Genomic DNA, 18,418 nt, shown 5'->3' with positions numbered 1-18,418 from the left:
GTGGCAGGCCATCAGGGCAGGGAAGGTGCTTCGGATAGGCGGTAAAACCCGGGGTCAGGATCAGCGTGCGTCAGGTGCCTGCCCGTCGTTCAACAGCGGTTGCAGTGTCGCGACGACTTCATCGCTATTCCAGTCGAACGCGCCGAACACCGCGTACCGAATCCGGTGCTGACGATCGAGTACCAGCGTCGTGGGGAAGGCATAGACACCCCAACGCCGCAGTGCGTCGCCCTGGGTGTCCATCAGTACAGGGAACTCGACCGGCTTGTCCTTGAGAAAGGCGCGCATCGTCACGGCGTCCTCGCCGACATCCACGGCGAGGATTTCCATGCCGTGGGGCTGCAGCCTTCGGTAGAGGCGCTGCAGTGAAGGGATCTCCTCGACACAGGGAGGACACCAGGTGGCCCAGAAGTTCACCAGTACCACGCTGCCACGCAGATCGTCGAGCCTGATCAGGTCACCGTCCAGACTCGGCAGTGCAAGGTCGGGTGCGTCCCGGATCTCGGCGACCGGGCGTAGCAGCGTGCTGCCGTCGGGACGCTGTGGCGGCAGGGCATCGCCGTGCAGCGGGGCGGGCTGCGGGGGCGTGCCACCGTACCCGGCGAGGAGCTCGAGCGCCTGCAGCAACACCTCCGGCAGCCGCCGTGTCATCGCCTCTTCGGCCGGGCTGAAGTCCACTCGCGCATGGAAACCATCGGATACCCGCTCCAGGACGTGCACAAACACGGGGCTGCCGCCGTGCTCCAGCGCGCGCACGTCGTCGGCCACGTGCCAGAAACCCGCCGATTCCCGGGGCTGCAGGATGTATACGGGCAGGTTGCTGGCTGTGGCGATCGGCAGGTAGTCCGCGGTTTCGCCGCCCTGGGGTGTGCGCAGATAGAGATTTGGACTGAACGCGAGCAGGCCGCCGAGCCTCGAGGTGTCGTCGGTCGCGGTCTGCCACGCACGTACCGTGGCCAGGGCCAGCGCCACGCTGCGTCCTTCGGCCATGAAGTACAGGGTCTTGTCGGTCTCGGCGAGCGCCGCTTTCAATACGGCGCCGACGGCGGCGGGGTCGACATCGTTCAGGCTGTAGCGGCCGGTCGGCAGGAACCAGGCGGAATGCAGATCGGGTGACCAGACCTCGACGCCACGCGCGGCCAGTGCCGTGGCCAGTGCACTGCGGCGCGGCGTGGTGCCGAATTCGCTCGGCAGCCAGATCATCAGCCGCTCGCCCGCCGCCGGATAGACCTGTACCGGTATCTCGTCGCCCTGGTCCGTCGTCACCACCCGTTCGGCGAATGCGCTGCCACTCTGCGCAAGCAGCACCACCAGAATCAGGATACGTGTCATCGGGAGGAGGATCGGGTTTCGAAACGGATGGTCGATTATAGGAGATTCCCGTGCCACTCATGGGTTGATCGACGGCCACGTGCCTCGCAGCATGCGTCGCAATGAAACACCTGGACGAGCTGCAATTCGACAACACCTACGCGCGGATGCCGGCGGGGTTTCACACCCCCGTGAGACCCAGCCCGCTTCGGGGTAGCCATGTCGTCGGCGTGAGCGAGGCGGCCGCCGGTCTGCTCGATCTGGATCCCAACGCCCTGCGCGACGCGTCGGCGGTGGCGGGCCTGGCCGGGGTTGCGCCATTGCCTGGCGGCGATCCCGTGGCGATGTGCTACGCGGGACACCAGTTCGGACGTTATGTGCCGCAGCTCGGCGACGGCCGGGCGATCGTCCTGGGCGAGGTGGTCAACGGCCAGGGTCAGCGTTGGGAGTTGCAGCTGAAGGGTGCCGGATTGACGCCGTATTCACGCGATGGCGACGGTCGTGCAGTGCTGCGTTCGAGCATTCGTGAATACCTGTGTTCCGAGGCGATGCATGCGCTGGGCATTCCAAGCACCCGCGCACTCTGTCTGTTCGACAGCGACGAGGAGGTCTACCGCGAACGCATCGAGCGCGGCGCCCTGTTGGTCCGGATGGCGCCCAGCCATGTCCGGTTCGGTTCGTTCGAGGTGTTCTATTACCGCGGTCAGTATCGCCAGCTTCGCCAGTTGGCTGACTACGTGATCGGCCACGATTTTCCGCAGCTGCAGGATGCGTCCACCCCCTATCTCGACCTCTTGCGCGAGGTGGTGCGGCGTACCGCCAATCTGATCGCCGCCTGGCAACTGGTGGGCTTCGCCCACGGCGTGATGAATACCGACAACATGTCCATCCTCGGCCTGACGCTCGACTATGGGCCGTTCGGATTCCTGGATGCCTACGATCCCGGCTTCGTGTGCAACCATTCCGACTACCATGGCCGATACGCGTTCGATCGCCAACCGTCGATCGGCCTCTGGAATCTCACCTGCCTGGCGCAGGCGTTGCTGCCGCTGATCGACGCCGAGGATGGCGAGGCGGCAGCCGAACAGGCCCAGGAGGTACTGGCTGAGTACCAGCCGACCCTGGCCGCGACCTATGCGGCCGGCATGAATGCGAAACTCGGGCTGCGCGATCAACGCGCCGGGGACCAGCAGCTCGCCGAGGATCTTCTCGGCTTGTTCGCCGAGAACCGGGTCGATTACACGAATCTGATGCGCGACCTGAGCGGTCTTGCATTGCAGGATCCGGAGCGCGACGGGCCGCTGCGTGACCGATTCGTCGATCGGCCGGCGTTCGATCGCTGGTTGCGGGTCTACCGTGCGCGGCTGCGCGCCGAAGGCAGCGAAGATACGTCGCGGGCCGCCAGGATGCGTGCCGTCAATCCGCGCTACATCCTGCGCAACTACCTCGCACAGCAGGCGATAGAGGGCGCCGAAGTTGGCGACTACAGTGAACTCGAACGGTTGCAGCGGGTGCTGGCGCGCCCCTTTGACGATCAACCGGAGATGGCCGCCTATGCGCTCGAACCGCCGGACTGGGGGCGGCATCTCGAGGTGAGTTGCTCGTCGTGACCACCGACCGGGCCCGGCCGGTTAAGATCATCGGCCCGGTCCAAACCCACCCCATGACGCGAGACAGCGATGCACGCGAATTTCAGTCAACGCCCCGGGCGCCACGAGCGACACTACCGGCGCAAACTCGGCAATCCGCTGTTCGGTGATCTGTCCGCTGAGCCGGACGGCGGGGTACTGTTGGAGATGCAGCGCCACGATCACGAGGAGCTGGTGGCGTTTCTGACTGAATTGCGGCAGGTGGTCACGCGGGCGGCGGAACTGGCGCCGAACGCGGGCAGCGATGTCGTGTTGGGATTGAAGGAGGATCTCGATCGCTTGTACGAGACCTCGGCGGGGCTGGCCGAGGATCACACCTCGAACCAGGCCGCGATTGCGCAGCTGATCGAGGTCGTCATGCGCAACGTCGAGCGTGCTGCGGGATCCGATCCCCAGGCGTCGAAGGAATTACACGACGAACGCGCGGCGCGTGCGGCGCACTTCGGCCTGTTGGCTCATCCTCTGGTTGCCGACCTGCTGCACCCGCAGACCACGATCGAACCCGGTGAGCTGGCCGCTACGCTGTTGAGTGCCGATGCGGAGGCGCTTGCGGCGGCGCTGGAGTTGTTCGATCTGGAGCAGCTGAGCACTCTCTACGCCGATGCCGAAAACCACCTGGCGCGGATAACGGCGGCACCCGCCGCGGCAGCAGACCGGCTTTTGCAGATTGCCGCACGGCTGAACCTGCTGCGCAGGCAGGCAACCTTCAACTGATGAGGCCGACGGCGATCAGTCGGCGTTCAGTTCGATCTCGCCGCTGACCGTGACGGCGATCTTGCGTGTGCCCGCCTCGAGGCGCACCGGCGCGACCGATGCCTCCATCGGCGCGGCCGCCATCGTCATGCCACGCGCCAGAGGCATGGGTCGGTCACCGCTGTCGTCGATATTGAGACGCACCAGCCGAAAGCCGCTGCGCTTCAAGGTCTTGGCGACATGTTCCGCGCGTGCCTGAAACCGGTCCAGGGCGGTCGCGGTCAACTCGTCGAGCCGGCTCCGGCGTTGCGAATCGGAGAGTTCGTAAGCGATCGACATCACCTGCAGGCGTGACTGCAAGGTCGCGACCAGGTCACCGAGCGCGCGGCCATCGGTGCTCTCGAGGCGCAGCGACTGCATGACCCGCCAGCCGCGGACGCTGTTCTTGTCGTACACCGCTTGGGTCTGGTAACCGAGCGTCTGCACCTTGACCGCTGGTACGCCTTTTGCCGTTCCCAATGCCCAATCGATCTCGCGGTTCACCTGGTCGGCCGGCGTCACGGCGTCACGGCCTTCGGCCTGCGCGAACAGCACCGCGACCATCAGGTCATTGTCGACCTCGGTCTCGGCGGATTCATTGAGACTGACCCGGTTGTATTGCGGTTGCTCGGCGCTCAGCGTCGGTGCCGACAACAACAGCCAGGCGCCGAACAGTGTTGCGGCCCATGTCCATCGCATCGTGGTTCTCCACTCGCCTGATGATCCGGGCAGCATAACAAGTGGCGGCGGACGTGGCGCACAAAAAACCCCGCACCGGGGTGCGGGGTTCGTGCTGGCCGTTGGGCCGGTAACCGCGGAGCGATTACTCGGCGGCTTCTGCCTGCGGAGCAACCGGAGCAGCCGGCGGCATCGGTGCATAGCCGTACGGGCCATAACCGTAGAACGGCTGCTGGTAGTTGTAGCCGCGGCCCCAACCGTCGCCGTAGCCGTAGCCATTGCCGTAGCCACGCATGTTGGTGTTGCCACGACCCGAGAAGTTCATGCTGAAGGTGCCTTCGCCAGCGGCGTCGCCGGTACCGTCGAACACGCCGTTGCTGTAGCCGTTGCCGGCGCCATAGCCGTTGTTGTAGCTGTTGTCGTAGCCATTACCCCACCAGGCGGAGGCCTGGGTGGCAGCGAGGACGGCAGCGATAGCGATAACTTTTTTCATGTCGATGTCTCCGAGATTCTGATGGATGGGCAATGGCCCGATGGTTCAAATTGATTGCCGCCTGTGCGGGGCGGTCGGCGATCCTGTGCACCGATGGACGTGAAGTATATTAGAAAATTATAAAATAGCAATATTTTTTTCGGTCACAAGTATTGGTGCGCTGCATCAATGGCCAGGCGTCAAGAAACCTCATGAGACCGCGCGGCGGGTGCCCGCTATGCTGCACAGAAGTGCAGGTGGGGAGGTTGTTGCTTTGAGCCAGGTATTCGATTTGCTGATCGTCGGCGGCGGTGTAACCGGCTCCGCTCTGCTCTATCTGACATCGAAATACACCGACATCCGGCATGTCGGCCTGCTGGAGAAGTATGCGGCACCGGCGCGCGTCAACTCACTGCACAGCAACAACAGCCAGACGCTGCACTGCGGCGACATCGAGACGAACTACAGCCTGGAGAAGGCGCTGAAGGTGCAGCGTGCCGCGCGCATGGTCGAGAACTATGCCACCACGCAGCCGGATATCGACCATCTGATCTTCCGTTACCCGAAGATGGTACTCGGCGTGGGTGCTCGCGAATGCACGCAGCTGCGGCAACGGTTTGCGACCTTGTCTCCCCATTACCCGAACCTGCGGCTGCTCGAGGCCAAGGACATCGCGCGCATCGAGCCGGCGGTCGCCTATGCGAACGGCCGTCCGCGACCCGACGAGATCGTCGCCCTGGGTTCGGAGAACGAGTACACGGCGGTCAACTACGAGGCCTTGTCGCGCTCGTTCGTGCGTCAGGCGCAGCGCTGCGAAGGCAAGTCGGCGGTCGTCGAGTACAACCAACGGGTCCGGCACATCAAGACGCAGGGCGAATTGTTCGTGATCGAGACCGCCACGACCAGCTTCCAGGCGCGGGCAATCGTGGTCTGTGCCGGTGGCCACAGCCTGAAGCTCGCGCACGACCTCGGCTATGGCCACCATTACTCGGTGCTGCCGGTGGCGGGAAGCTACTACTTCACCCCGCAGGTGTTGCGCGGCAAGGTGTACACGGTGCAGAACGACAAGCTGCCGTTCGCCGCGATCCACGGCGACCCCGACGTGATGGTGCCGGGCAAGACGCGCTGGGGGCCGACCGCGTTGGTGCTGCCCGTGCTCGAACGTTACAACTGGGAGACGCTTAAGGACTTCATGCGCGTGTTTCGCTTCGACCGCAAGGTATGGGACGTGTTGTACGACCTCCTGAAGGTGCCGGACATCCGCAACTACATGCTGAAGAACTTCCTGTTCGAGGTGCCGGTGCTGCGGCGCGGTCTGTTCCTCAAGGATGCGCGCAAGATCGTCCCGGACCTGCGCTACCGCGACCTGAGATTTGCGCACCATGTCGGCGGTATCCGCCCGCAGTTGATCGACAAGGACAACCGCCGCCTGATGATGGGCGAGGCCAAGATCGATACCGGAGTCGGCGCGATCTTCAACATGACACCGTCGCCGGGGGCGACCTGTTGCCTGGAAAACGCCGAGGTGGACATGCGCGCCGTCGCCGAGTACCTCGGGGCCTCGGTCGATGATGCTCGGTTCGCCGCGGACCTGCTGGGCAGCGACCAGCGCCACCAGGGCAGCGACCTGCCATCGCATATCATCAGCGGCGCGGACGCGGCCTGATCAAGACAGGCGCACGGCCGATCGCTGGGCAGTCCGGCATCGGCCGCCGATAATCCACGCACTGGAAACAGGGAGCAGCGCCGATGCTGTTGCGCCATTCGCATACCTCGCCGTTCGTACGCAAGGTCACCGTGATGCTGCACGAGACGGGTCTTGCCGACCGCGTCGCGCTGGAGACGGTCGACGGCTGGGCCGAACCGGAGGTCCTGACCTTAGACAACCCGCTGTCGATGGTGCCGACACTGGTCCTCGAGGACGGCAGCGCCCTGTACGACAGCGGCGTGATCTGCGACTACCTGGATGGCTTGCACGAGGGTCCGCGGATGATTCCGGCCGGGGGTGCGGGACGCTGGCAGGTCCTGCGCGAACAGGCGCTGGCGGACGGGGTCCTGGAGTGTGCGGTGTTGATCTTCGTCGAACGCAGCAAGCGCCCGGCGGAGAAGCGCTGGGACTGGTGGATCGAACTCAAACAGCGCGCGATCACACGCGCGCTCGACGGCCTGGAGGCCGGGGCGGCCGGGCTCACCGGGCGCATCGACCTCGGCACCCTGAGTCTCGCCGTCGCCCTCGGCTATCTCGATCTGCGCGGGGCAGTCGGCGATTGGCGCGCGACGCGGCCGCGCCTGGCGGCGTGGTACGCCGGGATGGCCGACCGTGCGTCGATGGTCGCCACGGCGCCGCCGACCTGAGGCGCCGGTGTCGACGGCGATCCTCTGGCTGCGGCGTGACCTGAGACTGCAGGACAACCCGGCACTCGCCGCGGCATGTGCGCGGCATGCACGGCTGGTCCCGGTCTATATCCATGCCCCTCACGAAGAGGCCCCCTGGGAACCGGGCGCCGCGTCGAACTGGTGGTTGCACCATGCGCTGGAGGACCTCGACCGCCAACTCGGCGGGCGCCTGGTGGTGCGCGAGGGTGACAGCCTCGCCGTGTTGCAGGAGTTGATCACCCGTACAGGTGCGCAGGCAGTGTACTGGAACCGCCTGTACGAGCCGGCGCTGATAGCGCGAGACACCACGGTGAAACAGGCGTTGCGCAGCGCCGGTATCGAGGCGGTCAGCCACAACGCCGCGCTGTGGTTCGAACCCTGGGAGGTCGCCAACAAACAGGGTGCGCCGTTCCGCGTGTTCACCCCGTTTTGGCGGCATCTGCTGGCGCGCGGGCTGCCGGACCGGCCGGTCGAGGGCGCGAACTTTGCCGACCGCCTGGCATCGCTTCGGCAACTGGCCCCGCTCGGCGGTGGCGACCTGGCATCGCTGCGCCTGCTGCCGCAGCGGCGTTGGGATGTGGGTATCGCGGACGCCTGGGTGCCGACCCGCGCAGCTGCCGAGGGAAGGTTGCAGGAGTTTCTCGCGACCGACCTGCGGCACTATCCAGATGGCCGGGACCGGCCGGCTGCCGACCGCGTTTCGCGCCTTTCGCCGTATCTGCATTTCGGACAACTCGGTCCGCGCGAGGTCTCCGCGGCGTGTCGAGGGGGGCGGCATTCGGCGGCGGAATTCCTGCGCGAGGTGGGCTGGCGCGAGTTCGGCCACCATCTTCTCTACCACTTTCCCCACACCGCAGACCGTCCGCTCGATACGCGTTTTGAACAATTTGCGTGGCGTACCGACGACCGTCAGCTGCATGCCTGGCAGCGTGGTCAGACCGGCATCCCGATGGTTGACGCCGGCATGCGTCAGCTGTGGACCACCGGTTGGATGCACAACCGGGTGCGCATGCTGGTCGCCTCATTTCTGACCAAGAACCTGCTGTTGCCCTGGCAGCACGGCGCTCGCTGGTTCTGGGACACGCTGGTCGACGCCGATCTGGCGAGCAACACCCTGGGCTGGCAATGGACCGCCGGATGTGGCGCCGATGCAGCGCCGTATTTCCGGGTGTTCAACCCGGTCGTGCAGGGTGAAAAGTTCGATCCGGCCGGGGACTACGTGCGCCGCTGGATACCGCGGCTCGGGGATCTGCCCGATCGCTGGGTACATCGACCCTGGGAGGCGCCGACCGAGGTGCTGGAGGCGGGGGACGTGCGCCTGGGACAGGATTATCCGCAGCCATTGGTCGATCTGCGGGCAACCCGCGCACGCGCGCTGGAGGCCTGGGGCGGGATCAAGTAGGCCACCGCGGGTAGACCGCGGCGGCGTCGATCAACGCGTTTTATTCAGTACCGCGGCGGTCGTGATACCGGCGGCGAGCGTCGGTTTCGGGAGTTTTGCCTCGAGCTGATAGGCGGCGCGCCGTTGCAGGTAGGCACCCTTGCGCAGGTCACCGTGGTGTTGCTCCGGGGCGGCCGCGTCGTACGGCCACTGCTCCGCGAGCGAATCGAATTGGTGTTTCATCAGGCCCTCATCCACTTTTGGGGTCGGCGCTCTGCCACGGCGCCTGTTATGGGCGGCATCCAATCTGCCGCCGCGTACTTTATAGACCACCACGATGAAAAGTGTATGAACGCGCGTCCGTAATGTGCGCCGAGTCGCTGTCTATCCTGATCGAGATCAAGTGGCGGGCGAACCGGGGTGCGCCTCGTTCCCTTTTTTCTCCCCGGCCAGGCGGATCCCCTCCACCTCGGCGAGCCGCTCCAGGGCGACCTCCATCAGCCAGCGTGCGCGTGCGGTCATCAGGTGGAGGTAGCCGTGCAACGCCGCGTCTTTGCGACTCGACACCTCGCACCGGGCGCTGTATTCCTCGAAGGCGACCAGTTGCTCGATCAGGCCGGCGGTGTGATGTGGGCACTCACATTCCAGACTCGTGGCGGCCTGCGACACGTGGACCAGCTGCTCACGTGTGAACCGACGGGGCGGAACCGGCTCGTCGCTGGGACTCTGCGGATTCCAGGCCGGCGGCTGCCAGTCCACATGGCGGGTCTGGTTCAGCAGGCACTGTTGCCACAGGTGCTCCAGTGCCACCGGCGCGCGCAGGGTCTGCAGGCCGAACCGCTGCAGCTGGGTGACGATGTTGGACGGGCTGAACGCATAGATCACAGTGATCCGTCGGGCGCGTTGGCGCAATGCGGGGTCGCCGAGTGCGCGCGCGATGCCGCGATCGAGAAACGGCAGTTCGATCACCAGGGTATCGCAGGTGGTCTCATCTTCGAGAAACGCGTCGAGGTCCGTGTAGGCCCCGGCGAGTTCGAGCCCCTCCGGCAACCGCTCGACATTGCAGGCACGGACGGAGATCGCCTGGCCGACGACGCAGACCTCGTGTTGACCGGTGCCGGGCGGCGGCAGGTTGGCCGGCTGGGCACTGTTCAGGCGGTGATTCAGGTCGTCGACCGACAGGTTGGCGACGGTGCTGATCGCGTGACCCTGGTCGACCAGCGTCTTGATCATGGTCAGGCGGGTGACGTCCGTCTGGCTGTACAACCTGCCACCTTTCGGGGTGCGTTCCGGTTGCACTATGTCGTAGCGACGCTCCCAGATCCGCAGGGTGTCTGGCGAGATCCCGGTCAGGCGCGCGACTGCGCCGATTCGATAGTTGCCGCGGGTATCGTTGTGCTTCCCGGTCATGTCCTCTACCTCCAGGTGTGCGCCCACGCCGGTCGGGTTGTCGCCAGTTTCACAGCTGCGCACTGCCGCACCGGACCGACCATCGGTACGCCGATCAAGACGCCTGCTGTACGAAGGGCACAGCGGTCAGCAGGCACAGGATCACGCCGCCGGTCAGCTGCAGGCGCAGGGTGCGGTAGGCGTCGTCCAGCACGGGCAGCAGGTAGCGATCGACGATCAGAATCAGGCCGAACAGCGCAGCGAAACCGAGCAGGGCAGCGCGGCCGGGCAGCGCCAACAGTGTCCAGGCGATCAGCGCCGGCATGATTCCCCAGCGCAGCCGGGCATGCTGCAGGCCGTCCCGGTCGTCTGACGCGACCCCCCAGTGCACGGCGCCCAGGAAACTGGCGATGACTGCCGCATAGTGCCGAAGGGTTTCGTGAGCCAGGTGCGACCATTCGACGGGCACGGCGAAGACGAGCACCGCGCAACAGCCGGCAAAGGGGACCAGGCCCGCATAGCCCAGCCAGCGCCGCTCGGTCTGCCAGGTGCTGCTCATCGGCGGGTACGTCTCGTCACAGCAGCCGCTCGATCGCCCGCACGACGCTGCCGCTCTGTGGCGACGTCCAGCTCAGGAAGTCGTCTGCCAGCCGGCCTTCGCGGTCCAGCAGGTACTTGTGGAAGTTCCATTTCGGGTAGCGACCTGCCGCCGCGGCCAGACCTTCGAACAGCGGGTCAGCCGCGCCCTTCCTGACGCGGCTCTTGGCGAACATCGGGAACTTCACACTGTAGGTGAGGCGGCAGAAATCCTGGATCTGCTGCTCGCTGCCGGGCTCCTGGCTGCCAAAGTCGTTGGACGGAAAGCCGAGCACGACCAGGCCACGTTCGCGGTATTTCTCGTACAGCGCCTCCAGCCCCTCGTACTGACCGGTGAATGCGCACTTGCTCGCGGTATTCACGATCAATACGACTTTTCCGCCATAGGCGGCCTGCAGGTTCACCAGCTCGTCGCCGCCCAGGCGACGGACCTCGTGATCGAGCAGGTCGCCGTCGGCGGCCGCGGCTTGGTGCGGACCGAGGCCGAGCAGTGCCAGCAGTGGCCCCGCCTTGACGAACATCTGTATAGGTTTCATCCCGACCTCATGCGACCGTTTGACCGAACTTCGTTGACCACCAGTCTAATTTACCTGGACATTTTTGCAATGTCCCGGTTTGTGAGGTTTATTTTTTATACAAAACCGGTTCATCGGCTGGCGGAGTCGTGGCTCAGGCGGGTTGCATCGGGAATCCCGTGCGTGGACCGATGTCGTCCTGGTCCCTGAGGAACAGCGGTGGCGATTGCATGTACACCGTGACCAGCCGGGTCAGCGATTCGAGGGCATTCCAATGGATGCGCTCCCAGCCGTGCGAGCCGTCGACACCGAAGGTCGCCAGCGCGGTGCGCAGGTCGGCACCGGCCTCGACTGCGGAGGCGCTGTCCGACCGGTAGTAACGGAACACATCGCGTTGATAGGGGATCTGGAACTCCTGACACAGACGGATCATGTAGTGCGTCAGGTGGTAGTCGAAGGGTCCGCTGAGGTCGGCCATGCAGATGGTCACGCCGAACTCGCTGGAGTTCTGTCCGGGCGCCGTGGTGCCGTTGTCGAGCGTCAGCATCTCGGCGACGTCGCCGTGCAGTGCCGCGGAGGCGCCCGAGCCCACCTCTTCGGAGATCGTGAACAGGGGATGGCAGTCGACCGGCAGCTCGATGCCGCTGTCGATCACTGCCTTCACGGCGCCCAGCAGCACAGCGGCGCCCGCTTTGTCGTCCAGGTGGCGGGATACGATGAAGCCGTTTTCGAGCACCTCGGGTTGTGGATCGACGGCCACGAAGTCGCCGACATGTACCCCGAGCTTCATCAGGTCCTGCTGGGACTGGCAGAACTCGTCGACCCGCAACTCGACGTTCTGCCAGTTGGACGGCTGCTTGTCGACCTCGTCGGCAAAGGTGTGGCCCGAGGCCTTGAGCGGCAGGATGGTGCCGCGGTGCGAGCTGATGTCGGTGAACAGCGTGACCCGCGCACCTTCCGCAAAACGCGCGTTCCAGTGCCCGACCGGTACCAGCTCGACCCGGCCGTTCGGTTTCAACGCCTTGACCATGGCGCCCAGGGTATCGATATGTGCGACCACGGCCCGGTCCGGGCTGCTGCGCTGACCCTTAAGCGTCGCACGGATGGCGCCGCGGCGGGTGAGTTCCACCGGGACGCCCAGCCGGTCGAGTTCGTCGGCGACGAGATGAACCGCACGGTCGGTGTACCCGCTTGGGCTCGGCGTGTTCAGCAGCCTGAACAGCGCGTCCTGGATATAGGTCTGGTCGATGGGAAGCAGTTTCATGGTCGATCTGGACTCTTGTTTTCTCGCAGTCGTCGCAATTCTTCACCGCGGGCCCTTGCACGTGGCCAGGTCCGCGCGGTCGGGCCGGACCGGCGGAGATCGCCGCACGGCGCCGGCTAGCGCCCCGCGGTGTTCGGGAAAAGCAGGTCGACGAAACGCTCGGCCGTCGGCTGCGGTTCGTGATTGGCCAGGCCGGGACGTTCGTTGGCCTCGATGATCACATATTCCCCCCGATCGGGGCGGGATACGATGAAATCCAGGCCGGTCACCGGGATGTCGAGCGCTGCGGCGGCGTCGACCGCGGCCTGTCGCAATGTCGGATGCAGGCGCGCGGTCACGTCGTGAATCGTTCCCCCGGTGTGCAGATTCGCCGTCTTGCGCACGACCAGACGTTCGCCGTAGGGCAGCACCGCATCGAGCGTGTAGCCGGCTTCGGCGATACAGCGTTCCGTCTCCTGGTCGATCGGAATCGTACTCTCGCCACCGGTTGCCGCCGCGCGTCGCCGGCTCTGCTTTTCGATCAGCGTACGGATGCTGTCCATCCCGGTGCCCTGTACCTGCGGGGGTTCACGGGTCGCCGCGGCGACCACCTGGCCATCGATCACGATGATCCGAAGGTCGACGCCCTGGACGTATTCCTCCAGCAGCACCGTGTCCGAATACTGGCGTGCGGTCGCGATCGCATCGTGCAGCGCGACGCGGTCACGCACGTCGACGCTGATGCCGGCGCCCTGTTCGCCGCGCGCCGGTTTGACGACCACGGCACCATATTCGTGCAGGAACGCCTCGGCCTGTTGTTCGTCTTCGACCCGCAACTGGGCCGGCACACGCAAGCCGGCGGAGCCCAGGACGCGGTGCGTGACCGCCTTGTCGTCGCAACGGCTCATCGCGATCGACGTGGTCAGTTCGCTCAGCGATTCGCGGCAGGTGACGGTGCGGCCGCCGAGTGCCAGTTCGAAGAAGCCCGCCTCGGCATCGATGACGTTGACACCGATCCCGCGCCGCTGGGCTTCGCGCGTGATGATGCGCGCGTAGGGATTGAGCTTGTCCTGTGGCTGTGCGCCGACGAACAGCGGCTCGTTGAACGAGTTCTTGTTTTTCACGGTGAACAGGTTGATGCGCTCGAATTTCAGTCGCTCGTATAAGCGGATCGCCTCACGGTTGTCGTGCATTACCGAGAGATCCAGATAATCGCGGCCGCGCATGATGAAGAACTCGGCCATGTGTCGAACCAGCGCCTGACCCACGCCCGGATGATGCGACTGTGGATCGACCGCCAGCGCCCACAGGCTGGCGCCCTGCTCGGGATCGCCGAACGCCTCGACGTGATCGATGCCGGTCGCGGCGCCGATCAGTTCGCCGGTCCGCACATCGGAAGCGACGAAGTACTGCACCGCGCGCGAGGTGCGGTGGTTCCACATGAAATCGACCGGCGGCGGGATCATCTGGCGCGAAAGATAAACGCGGTGCACCGCTTCGGCATCCTCCAGCGTGTTCAGCAGCCTGACCGTATAGCCGCGTGGGCGCAGTCGGCTGACCTTGTAGCGGTGCAGCCACAGACGATAGGTGTGTGAAGGATCCAGAAACAGGTTGTGCGGTTCCAGTGCCAGCAGGACATGCGGGTCGCGCACGTAGAACGCGATATCGCGTTTGCCCGGTGTCTCGGCGAGTAGTTCGTCCGCCAGTCGGCGGTTGTCGCGGAAGGTGTGGGCGAAGATCAGGCGTCCCCATCCGCAGTCGACCACCGCATCGGCCCGCGGCATCTCGCGGCTGGCGGCGTCCCTGATGCCATGCACCCGTTGGCGGTCGAGACGGCTGCGGTAGTGCTTGGGCCTGTTCATCGGCGATCCTCAGATTCCGTGCGCCTGCAGCCACAACTCGAGCAGCGCGATCTGCCACACCTTGGAACCGCGCAACGGCGTGATATGGCGCTTCGGATCCGCCATCAGCCTGTCCAGGTAGTCGTCGCGGAACAGCCCGCGCTGCCTGGCTGCGGGGCGGTCCAGTGCCTCGCGCACAAAGGCCAGGTAGGGTCCTTCCAGATATTTCAGTGCCGGTACCGGGAAATAGCCCTTGGGCCGGTCGATCACCGCGGCCGGAATCACCGTGCGCGCGGCCTCCTTGACGACGCCCTTGCCGCCGTCGGCGATCTTGTACTGTGCCGGAATCCGCGCCGCGAGTTCGACCAGTTCGTGGTCGAGAAAGGGTACCCGGGCCTCGAGCCCCCAGGCCATGGTCATGTTGTCGACCCGTTTGACCGGGTCGTCGACCAGCATGATCTGGGTGTCCAGGCGCAGTGCCTTGTCGATCGCGCGGTTCGCCCCGGGTTGCGCAAAATGGCGTTCAACGAAGGTACGGCTGTGATCATCGCCTGCGAACCCCGGGTCGACGGCCGCGAGGAACTCCGCATGGTCGCGATCGAAGAACACGCGCGAGTAGTCGTCGACCGGCTGCTCACTCTCGAGCAGCGGCGGATACCAGTGGTATCCGGCGAATACCTCGTCTGCACCCTGACCGCTCTGCACCACCTTGACGTGCTGGGCGACGTGCTCGGACAGCAGGTAGAACCCGATCACGTCGTGGCTGACCATCGGCTCACTCATCGAGCGGATGCAATCACCAAGTGCCGGTAGCAGGCGACCGGAATCGACGCGGATCTGGTGGTGTTCGGTGGCGAAATGCTGCGCGACGATATCGGAGTATTGGAATTCATCACCGGCTTCGTCGTCGACCGCCTCGAATCCGACCGAGAAGGTATTCAGTCCGCGCTGGCCCTGTTCAGCGAGCAGTCCGACGATCAGGCTGGAATCGAGTCCTCCCGATAGCAGGACACCGACCGGGACATCGGCCACCAGGCGGCGTTCGACCGCCCGGCGCAGTGCATTCAGGGTGATCTCCTGCCAATCGCCATAACTCAGGTCGCGTTCTTCGGCGCGTGGTCCATAATGCAACCGCCAGTAGCAGTGATCGCGACTGCGGCCGCCGGCGTCAATCACCCTGACGGTGGCGGGTGGCAGTTTGCGTACGCCATTGAGGATCGTATGCGGTGCCGGCACCACCGCATGGAAGCTCATGTAATGATGCAGCGCGACCGGGTCGATCGTGGTATCGATCCCCCCGCTGGCCAGCAGCGCCGGCAGGGTCGAGGCGAAGCGCAGGCCGTTGTCGAGTTCGGTGTAATACAGCGGCTTGATGCCGAGCCTGTCGCGGGCGAGGATCAGTCGGCCGCTGTCGCGTTCCCAGATCGCGAACGCGAACATGCCGTGGAACCGGTCGACACAGGCGGTGCCCCAGGCCGCGTAGGCCTTCAGGATCACCTCGGTGTCGCCCGAAGAGAAGAAGCGGTATCCGAGACCTTGGAGTTGCACGCGAAGGTCGCGGAAGTTGTAGATGCATCCATTGAACACGATGCCGAGACCGAGTTCGCTATCGATCATCGGCTGCTGTGCGTGTTCCGAGAGGTCGAGGATCTTGAGGCGTTGGTGCCCAACCGCCAGGGCCCCCGACTGATGGATGCCACTGCCGTCAGGACCGCGGGGAAACAGGACGCGATTCATTCGCGCGATGGACTCTACCGACGGCAGGCTGCCGTCGAAGCGGATTTCACCGGATATACCGCACATTTCGGGCTCCGCTGATCGGCATACATTATTTAGGAGCCTAAACAATTGTCTCGGCGGGTTCAAACGCATGTACCGAAAAACTGCGGAAGAATAGCGGTAATGCGGCGGATGCCGCAGGGGGGAATCTTTGAGCATGAAGCATTCGATGGAGGTGCCGGAGGCCATGTTGGTGGCCCTGCGCCGAGTAATCAGGGCGATCGACCTGCATTCGCGCAGCCTGGTGCAAAGCCATGGGTTGACCGGTCCGCAGTCGCTGGTGCTGCGCGAGGCGATCGCTGCACGCGGGTTGACGGCCGGGGATCTGGCCCGGCGCGTCAGCGTCAGCCAGGCGACGATCACTGATGTCGTGAAACGCCTGGAATCGAAAGGTCTGGTACGCCGCACGCAGGACAAGGTCGACCGAAGACGTGTGCTGATCACCGCGACCGCACGAGGCAGCAAGCTGTACGCCGCGGCACCTCCGCTGTTGCAGGAGACTTTCGTGCAGCGATTCGCGGCGCTGCGAAGTTGGGAGCAAAACATGCTGCTGGCTTCGGTGCAGCGCATCGCGGAACTGATGGATGCCGAACAGCTCGATGCGGCACCGGTACTCGCCAGTGGTGCATTGGCGGCGACCAGCGACAGTGCAGACTGAGCGCCCCGGTGGGATCTACCCTGGTTGTACGCGGTAGTCCAGCGCGCGCGCCAGGCGGGAAGCCAGTTCGTCGCCGAGCGATGCCGGCTGCTCGTCCATGCCGAGCACCTGCGTGCTGGTGACCTCGAGTCCTGCGTGGCCACACGGGTTGATGCGTCGGAACGGTTCCAGCGCGTTGGTCACGTTGAGCGCGAGACCGTGATAGGTGTAACCGCGTCGCACCCGCAGTCCGAGTGACGCGATCTTGCGCCCATCGACATAGACACCGGGGGCATCGGCACGTGCCGACGCGGCGATATCACGCGCCGCCAGGAGTTCGATGATCGACTGCTCGATCCGACTCACCAGGCCGCGCACGCCGAGTCCCGTCTCGCGCAATCCCAGCAACAGGTAGATCACCAGCTGTCCCGGTCCGTGATAGGTCACTTGACCGCCGCGGTCGCTGTGTACGACCGGGATGTCGCCGGGATCCAGTACGTGTTCCGGCCGCCCAGCCTGTCCCTGGGTGAACACCGGCGGATGTTCGACGATCCAGAACTCCGACGGAGTGTGCTCGGTGCGCGCGTCTGTGAAGTCGCGCATCGCCTGCCAGGTCAACCGGTAGTCACGCAATCCGAGGTGCCGGACGATGAGGGGCTTGTCCGACATTCAATGATTACAGCCGCACCAACACCTTGTCGTGTGCGGTCAGGTCGTCGTAGATCGCGTCGAGTTGTTCACGACTGTCGGCGACGATTGTGATGCTCACCGAGACGTACTTGCCGCCGCTGCTGGGTCGCAGGCGCAGGCTTTCATGTTGCACGGTGTTGCAGTGCCGCTCGATGATCTCGACCACCAGCTCGTGAAAGTGCCCATCATCCTGGCCCATCGCCTTGATCTGGTATTCGCAGGGAAACTCGAATCCCTGCGGCTGCTCAGCCATCATGGCATTCACCCCCCCGGCGGAGGCGCTCCTTGCACGCCTGGAACAATGCATCCATGCGTCGCCAGAGTTCCCCCGGACGGCCGTCGGCGACCGGTTGGCCATTGAGTTCCACCACCGCGGCGACCTCGCGTGTCGAGCTGGTCAGCCAGATCTCCTGTGCGGCGGTGAGGTCAGTCGCATCGATCGTGGCCTGTGCGTAAGGAATGCCTTCCTCGGCCGCCAGCTCGAGCACCAGGTCGCGCGTGATGCCGGGGAGCAGCTCGGCGCTGTCGGGGGGGGTGATCAGCAGGCCCTGCTTGACGATGAACAGGTTGCTTGCTGTGCCTTCCATCGCGGCACCATCGCGGATCAGGATGGCCTCGTCGGCGCCTTCGGCGCTGGCACGTGCGCGCGCCAGCACGTTGGCCAGCAGGGTGGTGGCCTTGATGTCGCAACGGTGCCAGCGTATGTCATCGAGGGTGACGACGCGGATGCCGCGCGCTGCCACACCGGCGTCGCGCGGCGGGTTCGCGCTGGTAAACGCGATCACGTTCGGTATCACCTGCTTCGGAATCACGTGGTTGCGATCGGGATAATCGCCACGCGTGACCTGCAGGTAGATCGACTGGTCCTGTCCCGGCAGCTGTTGGGACAAGCGCTCGAAGACCGTCCGCCACTGGCTGTGGCTGAGCGGATTCTCCATGCCGATCGCGGTCAGGCTGCGATCGAGGCGGCGCAGGTGGTGATCGACCCGAAAGGGGATGCCGCCGTAAGCGGGCACCACTTCGTACACGCTGTCGCCGAACAGCAGGCCTCGGTCGGTGATCGGCAGGCACGCCTCGCCGCGTGGCAGGAATTCGCCGTTTAGATAGGCCAGCAGTTCAACGCTCACG

The 18,418-nt window shown here is 65.0% G+C and carries 19 protein-coding genes; 6 read left to right on the top strand and 13 right to left on the bottom strand.

Translation table 11 applies throughout. The features are described 5' to 3' along the window. Nucleotides 1-60: 60 nt before the first annotated feature. Nucleotides 61-1,332, bottom strand: coding sequence for a TlpA family protein disulfide reductase (locus H6955_13660; protein ID MCP5314598.1), 1,272 nt, complete (start codon nucleotides 1,330-1,332; stop codon nucleotides 61-63). Nucleotides 1,333-1,433: 101 nt separating this feature from the next. Between H6955_13660 and H6955_13655 the strand changes: the two genes are divergently transcribed. Together H6955_13655 and H6955_13650 are read left to right on the top strand one after the other, a co-directional pair. Beyond that, nucleotides 1,434-2,921, top strand: coding sequence for a YdiU family protein (locus H6955_13655; GenBank protein MCP5314597.1), 1,488 nt, complete (start codon nucleotides 1,434-1,436; stop codon nucleotides 2,919-2,921). A gap of 69 nt (nucleotides 2,922-2,990) precedes the next feature. Continuing rightward, nucleotides 2,991-3,674 carry a hypothetical protein gene (locus tag H6955_13650; GenBank protein MCP5314596.1) on the top strand — a complete coding sequence of 228 codons (684 nt, stop codon included), beginning with the start codon at nucleotides 2,991-2,993 and terminating at the stop codon, nucleotides 3,672-3,674. Between the two features lie 15 nt (nucleotides 3,675-3,689). On the opposite strand, the gene H6955_13645 is transcribed toward H6955_13650, so the two are convergent. Beyond that, nucleotides 3,690-4,391: an SIMPL domain-containing protein gene (locus H6955_13645; protein MCP5314595.1), complete on the bottom strand. Its 702-nt coding sequence runs from the start codon at nucleotides 4,389-4,391 to the stop codon at nucleotides 3,690-3,692. Between the two features lie 124 nt (nucleotides 4,392-4,515). Next, complete coding sequence (locus H6955_13640; protein ID MCP5314594.1) at nucleotides 4,516-4,863, bottom strand: sulfur globule protein CV1; 348 nt, start codon at nucleotides 4,861-4,863, stop codon at nucleotides 4,516-4,518. Between the two features lie 253 nt (nucleotides 4,864-5,116). Here H6955_13640 and H6955_13635 point away from each other — a divergent pair, with 253 nt between their 5' ends. The 3 genes from H6955_13635 to H6955_13625 all read left to right on the top strand — a co-directional run bounded on the left by H6955_13635 (nucleotide 5,117) and on the right by H6955_13625 (nucleotide 8,620). Continuing rightward, entirely contained in the window at nucleotides 5,117-6,508 is a 1,392-nt protein-coding gene (locus tag H6955_13635) for an FAD-dependent oxidoreductase (GenBank protein ID MCP5314593.1), read from the top strand. Between the two features lie 83 nt (nucleotides 6,509-6,591). Further along, entirely contained in the window at nucleotides 6,592-7,197 is a 606-nt protein-coding gene (locus H6955_13630) for a glutathione S-transferase N-terminal domain-containing protein (GenBank protein MCP5314592.1), read from the top strand. Between the two features lie 7 nt (nucleotides 7,198-7,204). Then, complete coding sequence (locus tag H6955_13625) at nucleotides 7,205-8,620, top strand: deoxyribodipyrimidine photo-lyase (GenBank protein MCP5314591.1); 1,416 nt, start codon at nucleotides 7,205-7,207, stop codon at nucleotides 8,618-8,620. A 30-nt stretch (nucleotides 8,621-8,650) separates the two neighbouring features. On the opposite strand, the gene H6955_13620 is transcribed toward H6955_13625, so the two are convergent. From H6955_13620 to H6955_13590, 7 genes are all read right to left on the bottom strand, one after another. Next, nucleotides 8,651-8,842 (bottom strand): hypothetical protein, encoded by a 192-nt coding sequence (locus H6955_13620; protein ID MCP5314590.1) that lies wholly within the window; start codon nucleotides 8,840-8,842, stop codon nucleotides 8,651-8,653. 156 nt (nucleotides 8,843-8,998) lie between these two features. Then, the gene (locus tag H6955_13615) at nucleotides 8,999-10,009 is read right to left on the bottom strand and encodes a MerR family transcriptional regulator (protein ID MCP5314589.1); all 1,011 of its coding nucleotides are present in this window, start codon (nucleotides 10,007-10,009) and stop codon (nucleotides 8,999-9,001) included. 94 nt (nucleotides 10,010-10,103) lie between these two features. Further along, complete coding sequence (locus H6955_13610) at nucleotides 10,104-10,547, bottom strand: DUF3429 domain-containing protein (GenBank protein MCP5314588.1); 444 nt, start codon at nucleotides 10,545-10,547, stop codon at nucleotides 10,104-10,106. 16 nt (nucleotides 10,548-10,563) lie between these two features. Continuing rightward, nucleotides 10,564-11,121: a glutathione peroxidase gene (locus H6955_13605; protein ID MCP5314587.1), complete on the bottom strand. Its 558-nt coding sequence runs from the start codon at nucleotides 11,119-11,121 to the stop codon at nucleotides 10,564-10,566. Between the two features lie 133 nt (nucleotides 11,122-11,254). Further along, a complete protein-coding gene (locus tag H6955_13600) occupies nucleotides 11,255-12,364 on the bottom strand; it encodes an osmoprotectant NAGGN system M42 family peptidase (protein MCP5314586.1) in 1,110 nt (369 codons plus the stop codon). A gap of 116 nt (nucleotides 12,365-12,480) precedes the next feature. Beyond that, nucleotides 12,481-14,205 carry an N-acetylglutaminylglutamine synthetase gene (gene ngg / locus H6955_13595; GenBank protein MCP5314585.1) on the bottom strand — a complete coding sequence of 575 codons (1,725 nt, stop codon included), beginning with the start codon at nucleotides 14,203-14,205 and terminating at the stop codon, nucleotides 12,481-12,483. 9 nt (nucleotides 14,206-14,214) lie between these two features. Continuing rightward, nucleotides 14,215-15,987: an N-acetylglutaminylglutamine amidotransferase gene (locus H6955_13590; GenBank protein MCP5314584.1), complete on the bottom strand. Its 1,773-nt coding sequence runs from the start codon at nucleotides 15,985-15,987 to the stop codon at nucleotides 14,215-14,217. Nucleotides 15,988-16,132: 145 nt separating this feature from the next. On the opposite strand from H6955_13590, the gene H6955_13585 reads away from it, so the two are divergent. Next, nucleotides 16,133-16,621: a MarR family transcriptional regulator gene (locus H6955_13585; GenBank protein MCP5314583.1), complete on the top strand. Its 489-nt coding sequence runs from the start codon at nucleotides 16,133-16,135 to the stop codon at nucleotides 16,619-16,621. A gap of 15 nt (nucleotides 16,622-16,636) precedes the next feature. Here H6955_13585 and lipB read toward each other — a convergent pair whose 3' ends face one another. Genes lipB through H6955_13570 form a run of 3 tightly spaced genes read right to left on the bottom strand, consistent with a single transcriptional unit; the run spans nucleotide 16,637 to nucleotide 18,405 of the window. Beyond that, entirely contained in the window at nucleotides 16,637-17,269 is a 633-nt protein-coding gene (lipB, locus tag H6955_13580) for a lipoyl(octanoyl) transferase LipB (GenBank protein MCP5314582.1), read from the bottom strand. Nucleotides 17,270-17,276: 7 nt separating this feature from the next. Continuing rightward, entirely contained in the window at nucleotides 17,277-17,543 is a 267-nt protein-coding gene (locus H6955_13575) for a DUF493 domain-containing protein (protein ID MCP5314581.1), read from the bottom strand. Further along, nucleotides 17,536-18,405: a D-amino acid aminotransferase gene (locus H6955_13570; GenBank protein ID MCP5314580.1), complete on the bottom strand. Its 870-nt coding sequence runs from the start codon at nucleotides 18,403-18,405 to the stop codon at nucleotides 17,536-17,538. The genes H6955_13575 and H6955_13570 overlap by 8 nt, the downstream gene beginning before the upstream one ends. Nucleotides 18,406-18,418 lie beyond the last annotated feature (13 nt).

It is taken from the genome of Chromatiaceae bacterium, assembly GCA_024235395.1.
In the GTDB taxonomy this organism is placed as follows: Bacteria; Pseudomonadota; Gammaproteobacteria; order Chromatiales; family Chromatiaceae; genus Thiosocius.
Note: the sequence above shows the minus strand (reverse complement) of the source record. Positions and strands in the feature narration are given on the sequence as shown.